General features: G+C 75.0%; 1 protein-coding gene. It reads left to right on the forward strand.

Translation table 11 applies throughout. The features are described 5' to 3' along the window. Positions 1 to 93: 93 nt before the first annotated feature. Positions 94 to 18,227, forward strand: an 18,134-nt coding sequence (locus tag ORI94_RS16555; protein ID WP_266075999.1) for a non-ribosomal peptide synthetase, incomplete at its 3' end; no start/stop codon positions are given.

Genomic DNA, 18,227 nt, shown 5'->3' on the forward strand with positions numbered 1-18,227 from the left:
CGAACGCCGTGGTCACCAGGCCCTTCCCGGACCGGTACCGCCGTCGCACCACGCTCGCCGCTCACCCCCCCGTATGCGCCTGGGAGTACGTACGTGCAAGACGACCACCTTCGTGGCCTGCCGCTGACCCCGGGACAGTCGGGCATGTGGTTCGGCCAGCAACTGGCCCCGGACAGCCGCGCCTACAACCTCGGCATCTACGTCGACATCGTCGGCCCGCTCGACATCGCGCTGCTGGCCGAGGCCACGCGCCGCTTCCTGGACGAGGCCGAGGGGTTCCGCGTCCGGATCCGGGAGCACGAGGGCGAACTGCGCCAGCGGGCCGAGCCGGACGACGCGTGGGAGCAGCTCTTCGTCGACGTGTCCGCCGAGGCCGACCCCGAGGCCGCCGCGCACCGCTGGATGACGGCCGACATGGCGCGCCCGCGCCGTGTGGGCCACCCCCCGAACCTCACCAGCGTGGTGATCCGCGTCACCGAGCAGCGCCACTGGTGGTACTCCGGCGTCCACCATGTGATCAGCGACGGGGCCGGCGCCGGTATCGCCATGCGGCGCGCCGCGGCCATCTACACCGCTCTCCTGGAAGGGCGCGATCTCGCGGAGGGGGCGTTGCGCCCGTTCCGTGAACTGCTGGACGAGCAGACGGCCTACCGGGCCTCGGACGACTTCCGCGCCGACCGGGCGTACTGGCGGGAGCGGATGGCCGACCGGCCCGCACCGGCCGCTCTCGTGGAACGTTCGGCGCCGCCCTGCGCCCCGGCGCACCGGCGGACCGCGTACCTGAGCAGGGAGGCCGAGTCGGGGATGCGGGCGGTCGCGCGGACCGCCCGGTCGAGCTGGCCGGCCGCCTTCGTCGCGGGCGCCGCCGCCTACCTGCACCGGATGACCGGGGCGGACGACCTGGTGCTGGGCTTCCCGGTTACCGCGCGCACCGGGTCCGCCTCGGACGCCGTCCCCGGCATGGTGTCCAACGTGGTCCCGCTGCGCCTGAGGGTGGACCCCGGCCTGACCTACGGCGAGCTGACCGCCCGGGTCGCGGCCGAGATGAAGGACGCGGTACGGCATCAGCGCTACCCGGAGGCGGACCTCGCCCGCGACCTCGGCCTCTCCGCGGGCGGCCGGCTCTACGGGCCGGTCGTCAACGTCATGCCGTTCGGCCAGGACTTCTCCTTCGGCGGCCTGCCCGGATCCCTGCACAGCTTGGCCGTCGGACCGGTGGCCGACCTGTCGATCGCCAGCTACGGCGGACGCCCGGGACAGCGCGGCGCCATCAAGGTCGTCGTCGACGGCAACCCCGCCCTGTACTCGGACGGTGAACTGGCCGGACACCACGAGCGGTTCCTGCGGCTGCTGGAACGGCTCACCATGGGGGACGACGCCGCCACGCGGCCCATCGGCCACGGTGACCTGCTCGACGAGGACGAGCGGCGGCGGGTGCTGGGCGACTGGTCCGGTCCCGGGAACGCCGACGACCGCGCCGTTCCCGCTCCCGTCCCGGTGAGCGACCCGGCGGGCGACCCGTGGCAGCTGGTCGCGGCCCAGGCGGCCCGGACGCCGGACGCCGTCGCGGTCACCGCCGGCACAGAAACCCTGACGTACCGCGAACTGGTCGCCCGGGCGACCCGTCTGGCCGGCGTCCTGGCCGGTCACGGGGTGGGCCCGGAGGACCGCGTGGCGCTGGCGCTGCCGCGTTCGGCGGACCTGGTGGCCGGTGTGCTGGCCGTCCTGCGATCCGGCGCCGCCTATCTGCCGCTGGACCTGTCACATCCGGTCGAACGGCTGGAGTTCATGGTGGCCGAGGCGCGCCCGGCCGTCGTCCTGACGACGGCCGCACTGGCCGAGCGGGTGCCGAGCGGCCCGCGACGCGTACTGACCGACGGGCAGCAACGGCCCCAGGAGCCGCAGGACGTGTTCCTCACCGCGGTGCACGGGTCGGCCGCCGCGTACGTCATCTTCACCTCGGGGTCCACGGGGCGGCCCAAGGGCGTGGTCGTCCCCCGGTCGGGCCTCGGCAACCTGCTGCTGGACATGGCCGGGCGGACCGGACTGGGCCCGGGTGACCGCCTGCTCGCCGTGACCACCCTGGGCTTCGACATCGCCAACCTGGAACTGCTCGCGCCCCTGGTGGCCGGTGCCGCCGTGGTGATGGCCGGGGCCGACGAGGTACGCGACCCCGCACGGCTGCGGCAACTGCTGGCGGCCGAGCGGGTGTCGGTGATGCAGGCGACGCCGAGCCTCTGGCAGGGGGTGGCCGCCGAGGTCGCACCCGTCCTCGGCGGTGTCCGCGTCCTGGTCGGCGGTGAGGCGCTGCCGGCCGCACTGGCCCGTGAACTCCTCGCATCTGCCGCGTCGGTGACCAACGTGTACGGCCCTACGGAGACGACGGTCTGGTCGACCGCGGCGGAGCTGTCGCCCGAGGACTCGGAAGCCGCGGCATCGGCGCCGGCCACCATCGGACGGCCGATCACCGGCACGGCGGTGTACGTCCTCGACCGAGCCATGCAGCCCGTACCGCTCGGCGTGGTGGGCGAGTTGTACATCACCGGCGCCGGACTGGCACGCGGGTACGCGGAACGGCCCGGCCTGACCGCCGAACGCTTCGTGGCCGACCCCTTCGGCGCGCCCGGCACCCGGATGTACCGCACCGGCGACCTCGCACACTGGACGCCGAACGGCCGGCTGGCCTGCACGGGCCGGGCGGACCAGCAGGTCAAGGTGCGCGGGTTCCGCATCGAGCCGGGCGAGATCGAGGCCGTGCTGGCGGAACAGCCAGGCGTGGCCCGCGCCGCGGTCGTGCTCCGCGAGGACACGCCGGGCCGACGGCAGCTGACCGCGTACGTCGTCCCGGGTGAGCAGCCCGTGGCAGGCGACCGAGAGCTGGCCGAGGCGCTGGCCCGGCGCCTGCCCCCGTACATGGTGCCCACGACCTTCGTGTCCCTCCCGCAGCTGCCCCTGACGGCGAACGGCAAGCTCGACCGGGCCGCGCTGCCCGCCCCGGCGGCGACCGCCGCCAACGCAGGCCGGGCACCCCGCAACGCGGTCGAGGAGACCCTCTGCCGGCTCTGCGCCGACCTGCTCGACACGCCGTCCGGCGTGAGCATCGACGACGACTTCTTCGCCCTCGGCGGCGACAGCGTCTCGGTGATGCGCCTGGTCGCCGCCGCACGCCGCGAAGGGCTGGCCTTCACCCTGCGCGACGTGTTCGAGCACCCGACCGTGGCGGACCTGTCCGTCGTCGCGGTTCCGCAGGGCAGCGGCACGGGCCACGCGGCCCCCGCGCAGGACGCCGCTCCGTCCGCTTTCGACGAGGACGACCTCCGGCGCCTGCGGGCCCGCTATCCGTGCTTCTCGGACGTCCTGCCCCTCTCCCCCGTACAACAGGGCCTGCTGTTCCAATCCCTGCACGATGCGCAGAACGCCGGGGACGACGACTACACCGTGCAGCTCGGCTTCACGGTCGAGGGTCCGCTGGACGGGACCCGGCTGCGCGGCGCCTGGCAGGCCCTGCTGCGTCGGCACCCCGTGCTGCGCTCGGCGTTCGTCGCCGACACCACCGACGTACCGGCGCAGGTGGTGCTCGACGACGTCGGACTCCCCTGGCGCGACGTCGACCTCACCGGGCCGCCGACGGCCGCCGGCCCCCGGGAACAGGACCGGCGGCTGCGGCAGGTGGCCGCCGGGGAACGGGCCGGACGCTTCGACCTGGCGCGTCCCCCGCTGCTGCGCGTCGCCCTCGTACGGCTCGCCCCCGAACGGCACGCCGTGCTCTTCACCCACCACCACATGCTGCTCGACGGCTGGTCGCTGCCCCTGCTGGGCCGTGAGTTGTTCGCCCTCTACCATGGCGAGCCCCTGCCGCCGGTGACCCCGCCGCGCATGTACCTGTCCTGGCTCGGGCGGCAGGACCGTGACGCGGCCCGCGCCGCGTGGCGCGCCGAGCTCGACGGACTGGACTCGCCGACGCTCCTCGTGCCGGACGCCACGGCGGAGGCGGAGCCGCCTCAGCGCCGCCACACCGTCGACCTGCCCACCGGCACCACCGACGCCCTGCGGGCCCTGGCCGCCGCGCACGGGCTCACCCTCAACACCGTCGTCCAGGGCGCGTGGGCACTCCTCCTCTCCGGGCTGACCGGGCGCGACGACGTCGTGTTCGGCACCACGGTCGCCAGCCGTCCGGCCGAGGTCGACGGGGCCGAGTCGATGGTCGGCCTGTTCGTCGACACCGTCCCCGTGCGCGTACGGCTGCGTCCGGCGGACGACCTGCGGGAGACGCTGCGCGGGATGCAGCGCCGGCAGTCGCGCCGCACGGCCGCCGCCCACCTGGGCCTGCCGGACATCACCCGCCTCACCGGCCTGGACCGGCTCTTCGACACCGTACTGACCTTCGAGAACTTCCCCGCCGATCCGGCCACCTTCCGGCCGGGTCCCGGCCTCGCCGTCACTGACCCGCACGTCCACGCGGGCACCCACTATCCGCTGACGCTGCTGGTGGTGCCGGAGGACGCCGGGCTCAGCCTGCGGTTCGGCTACCGCACCGGCGTCTTCACGCCCGATGACATCATCCGCGTCGGCGCACGGCTGGTGCGGCTGCTGGAGGCACTGGCCGCCGATCCCGCCCGCACCGTCGGCGCCGTCGACGTGCTCCTCCCGGAGGAGCGGCGGCAGGTGCTGGTCGAGTGGAACGACACCGCCGTGCCGGTGCCGCCCGTGTCGGTGCCCGAGTTGGTCGCGGCGCAGGTGGCGGCGACGCCCGACGCGACCGCCGTGGTGTACGCGGACGGCGGGGCCGGTGGCGAGGAGTTGACGTACGCCCGGTTCGACGCCCGGGTGGCGGCGCTCGCGGCACGGCTGCGCAAGCGGGGCGTGGCGCCCGAGACCCGGGTCGCCGTCGCCCTGCCGCGCTCGGCGGACCTGCTCGTCGCCGTGCACGCCGTGCTGCGCGCGGGCGGCGTGTACGTGCCGGTGGATCCGGAGCTGCCGGCGGAGCGGATCGGACTGCTGCTGGACGACGCGGCCCCCACCTGCACCCTCACGACGCGCGACCTCGCCGAGCGGTTCCGGCGCCTCAACGGCCCGGGCACCGTCCTCCTCGGCGCCGACGCCCCCGTCGGCACCGGCGCAGCCCGCATCGCTCCGGTCCCCGTGGCACCCGGCTCGGCCGCGTACATGATCTTCACCTCGGGCTCGACCGGCCGCCCGAAGGGCGTCGTCGTCTCCCACGAGGCCATCGCCAACCGGGTGCTGGGCATGCAGCGGGAGTTCGCGCTGGCCGCCGACGACCGGGTGCTGCACAAGACACCCGTCGGGTTCGACGTGTCCGTGTGGGAGCTGCTCTGGCCGCTGACCACGGGCGCCGCGGTGGTCGTGGCACGCCCCGGCGGGCACCGCGATCCGCACTACCTGGCGGGCGCCGTCGGGAACCACGGGGTGACGACGGTGCACTTCGTGCCGTCGATGCTCCGCGTGTTCCTCGACTCCATCGACGGGCCCGCCGCGGCAGGGTTTCGGCTGCGGCGCGTGATCTGCAGCGGCGAGGCACTCCCGGCCGACCTCGCCGGCACGTCCCTCGCCCTCCTCGGCGTCCCGCTGTTCAACCTGTACGGGCCCACCGAGGCGGCCATCGACGTCACACGGTGGCAGTGCCTCCCCGCGTGGACGGGCACGGTGCCCATCGGCGCCCCGGTGGACAACACCCGCGTGTACGTGCTCGACGCGGCGCTCCGGCCGGTCGCCCCGGGTGTGGCGGGCGAGTTGTACCTGGCGGGACGCCAGCTCGCCCGCGGCTACCCGGCCCGGTCCGGCACGACCGCGCTCCGTTTCGTCGCCGACCCCTTCGGCCCTGCGGGCAGCCGGATGTACCGCACCGGCGACCTGGCCCGGTGGCGCGGTGACGGCACGCTGGAGTACCTGGGCCGCACCGACCACCAGGTCAAGATCCGCGGAGTGCGGGCCGAACCCGGCGAGATCGAGGCGGTGCTCGGCACGCACCCGGCGGTGGGCCGGGCCGTGGTGACCGTGTGGGAGGAGGAGCCGGGCCGCAGGCAGCTCACCGCCTATGTCGTACCGGACGTCCGAGGGCGCTCCGCGTCCGCGCCCGGGTCCGCCACGTCCGAGCAGGTGCGGGAGTGGCAGGCCGTCTGGGAGTCCGCCTACGCGCCTGCCCAGGCACCGAGCACGCCCGGCACACCGGGAGAGGGAGAACCCACCGCCGCCTTCGGTGAGGACTTCTCCACCTGGGACAGCAGCTACGACGGCCGGCCCCTCTCACTCGGGGAGATGAGCCGCTGGCGGGACGCGACCGTCGAGCGGATCCGCGCACTGCGTCCCGTACGCCTGCTGGAGATCGGCGTCGGCGCGGGCCTGCTGCTGTCGCGGCTCGCCGGGGACACCGAGGCCTATTGGGCCACCGACTTCTCCGCCGCGGTGATCGACACCCTGCGCGACCGGATGCCGGACCACCTCGCCGGCCGGGTGACCCTGCGGCACCGGGCGGCGGACGACACCGAGGGCCTGCCCGCCGGGTACTTCGACACCGTCGTCCTCAACTCGGTGATCCAGTACTTCCCGGACGCCGACTACCTGGACCGGGTGATCGTCGCCGTCACGCCACTGCTGGCGCACGGCGGGCGGATCTTCGTCGGTGACGTACGGGATCTGCGGGCCGCTCGCGTGTTCGAGACGGAGAAGCACCTCGTGCGCCTCGCTCCGGGCCGGCACACCGGCACGGCGGCGCTGCGCCGCTCCATCGGCCGGGCCCTGCTGAACGAGAACGAACTCCTCGTCGACCCCGCCTGGTTCACCGCGCGGACCGGCGCAGGCACTCCCTTCACCGCCTTGGACGTCCAGGTGAAGCGGGGCCGTTACCGCAACGAACTCAGCCGCTACCGCTACGACGTCGTCCTGCACACGGCCCCGGCGGCGTCTCCGGCCGATCCCCACGAGGTCGGTGACGAAACACCTCCGAACGGGCTGCGGCACACCCTGTCCACGGCCCGCCCGGCGCGGCTGCGACTGTCGGGTGTCCCCGACGAACGCACCGCCCGGCAGACTCTGGCTGCCCGCCGGCTGGACGAGGGAACCGAACCGGCCCTCGCCGCACGCCTCCTGGCGGACGACGTCCCCGTGCCCGGCGCGGTGGACCCCGAGGACCTGTACGCCCTCGCCGAGGAACTCGGCTACCGCGTCGCCGTCGCGCCGTCGGTCACCGGCCCCGGCGCGGTCGATGCGGTCTTCCGGCGCGCGGACGCGTCGGACGCCGGGTCCGTCGAATCCGGTGAAGTGCTGTGCGCCTGTCGCCCCGCACCGGAATCCGTCACGGCCCCGGCACGGCTCACCAACGAGCCGGGACTCGCACGCGACCTCGCCGCGCTCCCGGCCGCACTGCGCGCCCTCGCCGAACGCACCCTGCCCGAGGCCCTCGTGCCCGCGGCCTTCGTGGTGCTGGCGGAACTGCCGCTCACCGCGAACGGCAAGCTCGACCGTGCCGCCCTCCCGGCGCCCGACTTCGCGGCCGCACCGGACAGCCGGGCACCGCGCGACGCGACCGAGCGGGCCCTGTGCACCGCCTTCGCCGAGCTGCTGGGCCTTCCGCACGTGGGCATCGACGACAGCTTCTTCGCGCTGGGCGGCGACAGCGTGCTGGCCATGCGGCTGGTGGGCGCCGCACGCCGGGCGGGCCTCGTCCTGGCCGTCCGTGACGTCTTCGCACACCCCACCGTCGCCGCGCTCGCCGGCGTGGCGCGGGCCACGGACCCGGCGGAGCCGCGGGGCGAGGCCCGCGAGAAGGACCTGGTGCCCGTACCCGCGCCGGTACGGGAGCGGCTGACCGCCCCGTACCCGGGCCCGGCGGAGATCCTGCCCCTCACACCGCTGCAGGAGGGCCTGCTCTTCGAGTGCCTGGCCGCCGCGCACACCCCGTCGGCGGCGGGTGAGGACGGCCCGGACCGGGCGGACGACTACACCGTCCAGCTGGCGCTCACGCTCGACGGCCCCCTCGACCCGGCCCGGCTGCGTGCCGCCTGGGCCCGGGTGCTGGCCCGGCACGACAGCCTGCGCGCCGCCTTCGTGTACGACGCGGACGCGGGCCTCGTGCAGGTCGTCCCCGGCACGGTGGACCTGCCCTGGCGGGAGACGGATCTGTCCGCGGCCGGTGAGGCGGAGCGGGAGTCCCGTCTCACCGTGCTGCGGACCCGGGAACGGACGGCCCCGTTCGACCCGGCCCGGCCGCCGCTGCTGCGGGTGGCGCTGGCCCGGCTGGCCCCGCACCGGCACACGATGATCGTGACCTATCACCACCTCCTGCTCGACGGCTGGTCGCAGCCGCTGCTGCTGAACGAGCTGCTGACCGCCTACGCGGAGCCGGACCCGCTGCCCCCGGCGCCCCAGTTCCAGCGGTACCTGGCCTGGCTCGCCCGGCAGGACAAGGACGCCGCCCGGCAGGCGTGGCGGCAGGCGCTCGACGGCGCCGAGCCCACCCTCGTGGTGCCGGTGACCGGCAGCCGGACGGATGACCACGCGGCCGGCGCACCCGGACACGAGGTCGTCGAACGGCTGCTGCCCCCGGACCTCACCGCCCGCCTGGCCGCGCACTGCCGCCGCCACGACCTGACCCCGGCCACCCTGGTGCAGGGCGTGTGGGCCACCTTGATCGGCGCGCTGACGGGCCGCGACGACGTCGTCCTCGACGCACCCAGCGCCAGCCGTCCGGCCGACGTCGAGGACGTGGAGTCCATCATCGGTCTGTTCCTCAGCACCGTCCCGGTGCGGGTTCGCCTCGATCCGGTGCGGCCGACGGCCGCCGTCCTGCGCCGGCTGCAGGAGGAGCAGTCCCACCTCGCCGCCCACCAGCACCTCGGACTGCCGGAGATCCAGCGGCAGACCGACGCCGCCTCGGCGCTCGCCGACACGATGGTGGTGTTCCTCAACTTCCCGCTGGACCCGGACGCGTTCCGGCCGGCGGACGGCATCCGTGTCTCCGCCGTGGACGGCGGCGTGGCCACGAGCTACCCGCTACGCCTCCTCGCCGCCCCCGGCGAACGGATGCACCTCACCCTCGGCTACCACACCTCCGCCTACGACCGGGAGGCCGCCCAAGCGCTGATGGACCGGCTGGTGCGGCTCTTCGAGGAGCTCGGCGAGGGCTTCGACCGGCCCGCCGGACACGCCGGGATCCTCACCCCGCGCGAACGCGGCCACCTACTGACCGCGTGGCAGGGAGCACCGGACGGGGACGAGGCCACGGCGGCCGGCACCGTCACCGGCATTCTCCGCGACCGGACGGCCACCGGCTCCGACACGCCCGCGGTCCTCTTCGGCGACGAGCGGTTCACCCGCCGGGAGCTGCGTGCCCGCACAAACCGCCTGGCCCGTCTGCTCGTCGCCCGGGGCGCCCGCCCCGGGCGGACCGTCGCCGTCGCGGTGCCCCGCTCCCCGGAGCTGGTGGTGGCCCTGCTCGCGGTCATCGAGTCCGGCGCGGCGTACCTCCCGGTGGACCCGGGCTACCCGGCGGACCGTATCGCGCACATGCTCGCCGACGCCCGGCCGGTGACGGTGCTGACCACCACCGAGGCGTCGGCGGCGCTGCCCGAGGACGCCCGCGCCGCCGCCGTACTGCTCGACGACCCGGCCACCGGACGCGCGCTGTCCGCCCTGCCGGACGGCGACCTCACCGACGACGAGAGCGCCGAACCGCTGACGCCCGCCCATCCGGCCTACGTCATCCACACCTCGGGCTCCACCGGCAGGCCCAAGGCGGTAGTGGTGCCGCACCGCGGGGTCGCCGCCTACTTGCCGTACCTGACGTCCGGCGTCGCCGGGCTCGGCCCCGAGGACGTCGTGCTCAACCTGGCGTCCGTGTCCTTCGACCCCTCGGTGCGTGACATCCTCGGCACCCTGGCGGCCGGCGGATGCGTGGTCATGGTGCCGCCCGACGAGGCGAACGACGCACGCGCCCTCGTCCGCGCCATGCGCCGCCACCGGGCCACCGCGCTGCTGTCCGTCGTACCGTCCCTGCTGACCGCCCTGAACGAGGAGGCGGACCGGCTGCCCGCCGACGAGCGCCCCTCCCTGCGGCTGGTGATGACGTGCGGCGAAGCGCTCGCCGAGGGGCACCTTCAGCAGGTGGCCGCTCTCGGGGGCCCGCTGGTGGTCAACCAGTACGGGCCCACCGAGGCCACCATGAGCAGCACCTTCCAAGCGGTGGACGAGCCGGGCGCGCTGCGGTCCGGCGGCCGCTTCCTGATCGGCCGTCCCCGCCCGGGCGTCCGCGCCTACGTCCTGGACCACCGCCTGCGCCTGGCCCCGCCCGGCACTCCGGGCGAGCTCTACCTGGCGGGACCCGGCGTCACCCGCGGCTACGCGGGCCGCCCCGGCCCGACCGCCGAGCGTTTCCTCTCCGACCCGTACGGCGAGCCCGGCACCCGCATGTACCGCACCGGCGACCTGGCCCGCTGGACCGCGGACGGCCGCCTGGGCCACCTCGGCCGCACCGACCACCAGGTCAAGTTGCGCGGTCACCGCGTCGAACTCGGCGAGATCGAGGCGGTTCTGGAGGGGCACGAGGCGGTCGTCCGCGCCGTCGCGGACGTACGCCGGGACAACCCGGAAGGCGACCCCCGGCTGGTCGCATACGTCCTTCCGGAGTCCGGTGAGCCCACTGGTTCCGGTGAGTCCGGGGCGTCCGGCAGCGCCCTGGTCCCGGCCGAGCTGCGCCGCCACGCCGCGGCCCGGCTGCCCGGGTACATGGTGCCCACCGCGTTCGTCGTCCTGGACCGGCTGCCGCTGACCCCCAACGGCAAGGTGGACCGCCGCGCCCTGCCCGCCCCCGGCCCCACCGGCGGTTCCGCGGCATACGGCGGTCGCGAGGCGCGCACACCGCTCGAGGAAGTGCTGTGCGGGCTGTACGCGCGGCTCCTCGGCACCGGCCGACGCGTCGGCATCGACGACAGCTTCTTCGAGCTGGGCGGACACTCGCTGCTCGCCACCCGCCTCGTCGCCCACATACGCAACGCGCTCGGCGCCGAACTCCCCGTCCGCGCCGTCTTCGAGGCCCCCACGGTCGCGGAGCTCGCCGAACACGTCACCGCCGCCACCGGCGCCCCGGCCCGGCCCCGCCCCGCCGCCGTGGCCCGGCCGGACGACATCCCACTGTCCCCTGCCCAACGCCGCCTGTGGTTCCTGCACCAGCTCGCGCAGGGGGCCACGGACGCCTACAACATGCGGGTGGTGCTGCGGCTGCGCGGCCGTCTCGACGTCCCCGCGCTGCGCGCCGCGCTCACCGACCTGACGGACCGCCACGAGGTGCTGCGTACGGTCTTCCCCGACGCCGAGGGCCTTCCTCGCCAGGAGATCCTGGACGCCGGCACCGGGCGGGCCCGCCCGGTCCTGGAGACCGGCCGGGTCACCGAGGCGGATCTGTCCGCCGCGCTGGAGCGGACCGTGCGGCGCCCCTTCGACCTCGCCTCCGACATCCCGCTGCGGGCAACCCTGTTCGAGCTGGGTGAGGACGACCACGTCCTCGCGCTGGTGGTGCACCACATCGCCGCCGACGGCTGGTCGTTCGGACCGCTGGCCGCCGATCTGTCCGCCGCGTACCGGAGCCGTACGACGGGGCAGGCTCCCGTCCGGACGCCCCTGCCCGTCCAGTACGCCGACTACAGCCTCTGGCAGCACGAGCTGCTGGCGGACGACAGTGCGGACGGTGTGACGGCTCGTCAACTGGCCTACTGGCGGCAGCAGCTCGCCCACCTGCCGGACCGCATCGACCTGCCCGTGGACCCCCGCGCCGCCGCGTCCGGTGACACCACCGGTGCCGCGCCCGGCGGCTCGTACACCTTCCGTCTCCCCGCGCCGCTCCACGCCCGCCTGGCGGAGCTGGCCCGCGAGCACTCCGCCACCGTCTTCATGACGCTCCAGGCGTCCCTCGCCGCGCTGCTGACCCGCCTCGGCTCGGGGACGGACATCCCGTTCGGCACGGCCGTGGCCGGACGCGGCGACGAGGTGCTGGAGGATCTCGTCGGGTGCTTCGTCAACACGCTCGTCCTGCGCACCGACACCGGCGGCGACCCGGACTTCCGGGAACTGCTGCGGCGGGTGCGGGAGAGGGACCTCACCGCCTACGCCCACCAGGACGTGCCCTTCGAGCGGCTCGTCGACCACCTGGGCGTGGCCCGCTCGGCCGACCGCAACCCGCTGTTCCAGGTGATGCTGGCCGCCCAGCCCGAACTCACCCGCGACGCCGTCGCACTCCCGGGCCTGGACACCGAGCCGATTCGCGTCGGCGCCACCACCGCCCGCTTCGAGCTCTCCTTCAACATGGCCGAACGCCGCACCCCCGAGGGCGCCCCGGACGGGATCGACGGCCGAGTCGAGTACCGCGCGGACCTCTTCACCCCCGCGGCCGTACGGCTGCTCACCCAGCGCTGGACCCGGCTGCTGGAGTCATTCGCCGACGACCCGGACCTCACCGTGTCCCGCGCCGCCACCACCGCCGACGACGAACGCCGGCAGGTCCTCACCGACTGGAACGACACCACCATGGACGTCCCGTCCACCACGATCCCCGAACTCCTCGCCGACCGCGTCGCGCGCACCCCGCACGCCGAGGCCGTCGTCTGCGGCGCCGACCGGCTCACCTACGCGCAGCTCGACACCCGCGTCGACGCCCTCGCCCGCCGCCTGCGCGCGGCCGGGGCCGGACCGGAGCGCCGCGTCGCCGTACTCCTCCCGCGCTCGGCGGGCCTGCCCGTGGCCCTGCACGCGGTCCTGCGTACCGGTGCCGCGTACGTGCCGGTGGACCCCGAACTCCCGGCGGAGCGCGTCGCCCTGCTGCTCGCCGACACCGACCCGGTGTGCGTGGTGACCACGGACGAGACGCGCGGCTTGCTGCCCGCCGCCGTGCGGGTCCCGGTCCTGCTCCTCGACGGGACGGCGCCCGCGTCCTCGGCGGCCACGTTCCCGGCACCCCACCCCGACAGCACCGCCTACGTCATCCACACCTCCGGCTCGACCGGTCGCCCCAAGGGCGTCGCCGTCCCTCACCGGGCCGTCGTCAACCGCCTGTTCGGCATGCAGAAGCAGTACGGCCTCCGGTCCGACGACCGGGTGCTGCACAAGGCGTCCGCCGGCTTCGACGTCTCCGTGTGGGAGCTCTTCTGGCCGGTCCTCACCGGCGCCGCCGTGGTCGTCGCCGAGCCCGACATGCACCGCGATCCCGCCCGCCTCGCCGAGCTGATCCGGGACGGGGCCGTCACCACCGCGCACTTCGTGCCGACCGTCCTGCGTGCCTTCCTCGACCAGCCGGGCGCCGCCGAGTGCACCGGCCTGCGCCGGGTGTTCTCGGGCGGCGAGGCCCTGCCCGCCGACCTCGTGCGGCGCTTCCACAGCACCCTCGGCGCGTCGGGTGTGGCCCTGTTCAACCAGTACGGCCCCACCGAGGCCACCATCGACGTCACCTGGTGGCGCTGCCCGGCCGACCCGGAGGGCCCGCCGCCGCTCGGCCATCCGGTCGGCAATACCCGCCTGTACGTCCTCGACGCGGCCCTCCAGCCCGTACCGCCGGGCGCCTCGGGCGAGCTGTGGATCGCCGGTGCCCAGCTGGCCCGCGGTTACCTCGGCCGTCCCGGCGCCACGGCGGAGAGCTTCGTCGCCGACCCCTTCGGCCCGCCCGGCTCCCGGATGTACCGCACCGGCGACCTCGCCCGCTGGACCGAGGACGGGGTGGTGGAGTACCTGGGCCGCGTCGACGACCAGGTCAAGGTGGGCGGCGTACGCGTCGAACCGGGCGAGGCCGCGGCCGCGCTCGGCGAGCAGGACGGTGTGTCCGCGTCCGTGGTCGTGGCCCATGAGACTCCTGCGGGCGGCGGCAAGCGCCTGGTGGGGTACGTCGTGCCCGAGCCCGGCCGCACCCTGGACGGCGGACAGGTGCGCCGCCGGGCCGCCGACAGCCTGCCCGAGTACCTGGTCCCCGCCGAGATCATGGTGCTCGACGCGCTCCCCGTCACACCCAACGGCAAGCTGGACCGCACGGCTCTGCCCGTGCCCGACCCCGCCGGTCCGGCGGACGGAGGACGCGCGCCGCGCACCCCGGACGAGGAGACCCTCCGCCGCATCTTCGCCGAGCTGCTCGGCGCCGACGCCCGGGACGTGGGCGTGGACGACGGCTTCTTCGCCCTGGGCGGGGACAGCATCATGTCGATCCAGCTGGTCAGCCGGGCACGGCGGGCCGGTCTGGTCCTCACCCCGCGCGACGTCTTCACCCACCAGACGGTGGCCGAGCTGGCGCGGGTCGGCAGGCGCGAGGACGACCGGCCGGCCGTGCGCGCCGAGGACGACGGGACCGGACCCGTCGAACTCACCCCGATCGTCCACCGGCTGCGCGAGCGCCGCGGCCCCGTCGACGCCTTCCACCAGTCGGTGCTGCTCAAGGTCCCGGCCGGACTGGGTCAGGAGCGGCTCACGGCGGCCGTGCAGGCACTGCTCGACCACCATGACGCCCTGCGGCTGCGGCTGACCCGCACGGCGGGCGGACTGGTTTGGGCGCTGGAGTCGGGTGAGCGCGGTTCGGCGGACGCCGCCCGGTGTGTGCGCCGCGTGTCCCTGGCCGATGCCGACATGACGCAGGAGGCGCGGGCGGCGGTGGCGCGGCTGGCGCCGGAGTCGGGCGTGATGGTGCAGGCGGTGTGGTTCGACGCGGGCGCGGAGGCCCCGGGTCGGCTGCTGGTCGTGGTGCATCACCTGGCGGTCGACGGGGTGTCGTGGCGCATCCTGCTGCCGGACCTGCGGCAGGCCTGGGAGTCGGTGGCGGCGGGTGAGCCGGTCCGGCTCGACCCGGTGGGCACGTCTTTCCGGCGCTGGGCGGCCCTGCTCGGCGAGCGGGCGCAGGACCCGGCGCTGCTGGAGGAACTGCCGTACTGGACCGACACGTTCGCGGCCCCGGAGCCGCCGTTGGGCGGCCGCCCGCTGAACCCCGTGCAGGACACGGTGGCCACGGCGCGGCAGTTCACGGTGACACTGCCGGGGGCGCGCACGGGCCCGCTGCTGTCGTCCGTCCCCGCGGCCCTCAACGGCGGCGTCAACGACGTCCTGCTGGGCGCGCTGGCCCTCGCCGTGCGCCAGTGGCGCGAGGTCCGTGGCGGCGGGGCCGAGGGCGGGGTGCTGATCGACCTGGAGGGCCACGGTCGCGACAGCGACCGCCCGGACGTGGACCTCTCCCGCACGGTGGGCTGGTTCACCCGCGTCCATCCCGTACGGCTCGACGTCACGGGCGACGACCCCGTGGGCGCCGCCAAGCAGGCCAAGGAACAGCTCGGCCGGGTGCCTGACCAGGGTTCCGGCCACGGACTGCTGCGCTACCTCAACCCGCAGACGGCCCCGCTCCTGACGCACTGCGCCCGGCCGCAGATCGGCTTCAACTACCTGGGCCGTACGAGCACGTCGTTGTCGGCTTCGGAGAACGGCGACTGGACGGTGGCCGACGACGCGCACGGCCTCGGCGCCGGCACCGATCCGGCGACACCGCTGCTGCACACGCTCGACGTCAACGCGGTCGCGGTCGACGGCCCCGAGGGGCCAGTGCTGTCGGCGACGTTCGCGTGGGCGGGCGGATTGCTGGACGAGGCGGAGGTGCGGGAGCTGGCCGAGCGGTGGCTGCGGGCGCTGGAGACCCTCGCGGACCTGGGCACGGATACCGGGACCGGTGGTCACACGCCGTCCGACTTCCCCCTCGTACCGACGCTCACCCAGGAACAGGTCGAGACCCTGGAAGCCGCCTACCCCGGCCTGGAGGACGTCCTCCCGCTCTCCCCGCTCCAGGAGGGCCTGCTCTTCCACGCCGTCTACGACGGCGGCGAGAGCGACGTCTACACCCCGCAGCTCTGCCTCGACCTCGAAGGGCCCCTCGACGCGGGCGCGCTCCGGGCCGCCTGCACGGCGCTGCTGGACCGGCACGCCAACCTGCGGGCCGCGTTCGTCCACGACGTCACGGATACCCCGGTCCAGGTGATCGTCAGCGCTCCCGGACTCCCCTGGCTGGCGGACGACCTGAGCACCCTGCCCGAACCCGAGCAGGCCGCCGAGAGCGACCGGATCGCGGACGCGCAGCTCGCCGAGCGCTTCGACCCTGCGCGCCCGCCCCTGCTGCGGGCCGCGCTGCTCCGCCTCGGCGACAAGCGCCACCGGCTCGTGCTGACGCATCATCACATTCTGCTGGACGGCTGGTCGGTGCCCGTCCTGGCCCGGGACCTGTTCGCCCTGTACGCGGCCGAGGGCGTGGCAGTCGCGCTTCCCCGGGTCGCCCCCTACGGCGACTACCTGCGCTGGCTGGCCGCACAGGACCGCGACGCCGCGCACACCGCCTGGGCCCGGGCCCTGGACGGGGTGGACGAGCCCACGCTCGCCACGCCCGCCGCCCCCGACCGGACCGCGCCGACCGCGCGCCCCGAACGGGTGCACCCCGAGCTCCCGCCGGGCCTGGCCACCCGCCTCGTCACGTACGCCAGGTCCCGCGGGCTCACCGTCAACACGGTCCTCCAGGGCGCCTGGGCGCTGCTGCTGTCCCGGCTGACCGGCCGCGACGACGTGGTCTTCGGCACGACCGTCTCCGGCCGCCCGCCGGAGATACCCGGCATCGAGACCATGGCGGGCCTGTTCATCAACACCCTGCCCGTCAGGGCACGGCTCGACCAGGACCGGACCCTCGAGGACCTGCTGCGCGGCCTCCAGGACGAGCAGGCCGACCTGATGGCCCATCAGTACCTCGGACTGAGCGACATCCAGCGTCTCGCCGGACTGCCCCGCCTGTTCGACTCGGCCATGGTCTACGAGAACTACCCGGTCGACGAGAAGGGCACGGCCCTCACCGGCACGTCCCTCGTCCTCACCCGCGCGGAGACCCGTGAGGCGGCCCACTACCGGCTCATGCTGCTCGCGGCACCGCACGAACAGGGGGTGTCCCTGCGCATCGAGTACGCGCCCACCGCGTTCGGCGAGGAGGAAGCACGCGTGCTCGCCGACCGGTTCGTCCGGGTGCTGCGGGCGTTCGCGGACGAGCCGTACCGGACTGCCGGCACGGTCGACGTCCTCACCGCCGAGGAGCGGCACCGCATCCTGACCGACTGGAACGACGCCCATGCCGGTGCGGACTCCGTGCGGCCCGCGGAAAGCCTCGTCGAGGTGTTCGCCGCGCAGGTGGCGCGTACGCCGGAGGCCGTGGCCGTCCGCTGGGACGGCGGCGTGCGCACGTACCGCGAACTGGACGAGCGGGCGGACCGGCTCGCGGCGCGGCTGCTGTCCCTGGGAGTCGTCCCGGAGGAGCGGGTCGCGCTGCTGATGGAACGCTCGCCGGACATCGTGACGGCGATCCTCGCAGTGCTGAAGGCCGGGGCGGCCTACGTGCCCCTCGCCCCCGACCTCCCCCCGGCCAGGCTGGACACGATGCTGCGGCAGACCGGGGCGTCGGTCGTCGTCACGGACGGCACCCACCGCGACACGGCACCCGCCCTGCTGCCTCGCGCCGACCACTTCGTCACGGTGTCCGACGAGGACCCGCACCACCCTCCGGCCGCCGTACGCCCCCACCCGGACAACGCCGCCTACGTGATGTTCACGTCCGGTTCCACCGGCGAGCCGAAGGGCGTGACGGCCACCCATCGCGGTGTGGTGGGCCTGGCCGCCGACCGCCACTGGACGACCGCGTTCGACGCCGAGCGCCCGGTCCGGACGCTGCTGCACTCGCCGTACGGTTTCGACCCGTCCACCTGCGAGCTGTGGGTCCCGCTGCTGAACGGCGGGGAGATCGTGGTGGCCCCGCCCGGCGACCCGGACGTGGCGGCCATCGCGCGGGCGGTCGGCGAGCACGGTGTCACCCTGCTCCTGCTGACGGCCGGCCTCTTCCGCGTGGTGGCGGAGGAGGACCCCGGCTGCCTCGCCGGCGTCCGCGAGGTGATGGTCGGCGGCGACGTCGTCACGGCCGCCACCGTGCGCCGGGTGCTGGAGCACTGCCCTCGGACCGTGGTCACCGACGCGTACGGCCCGACCGAGATCACCGTGTACGCCACCGCGCACACCATGGAGAACCGGGACACGGTCCCGCCGACCGTGCCGATCGGCCGCGCCCGCGACGGCATGCGCGCCTATGTGCTCGACGGCCGGCTGCGTCCGGTGCCGCCCGGCGCGCCCGGGGAGCTGTACATCACCGGTGACGCGCTGGCCCGCGGCTACCTGAACTGGTT

This window comes from Streptomyces sp. NEAU-W12, from assembly GCF_026242095.1.
In the GTDB taxonomy this organism is placed as follows: Bacteria; Actinomycetota; Actinomycetes; order Streptomycetales; family Streptomycetaceae; genus Streptomyces.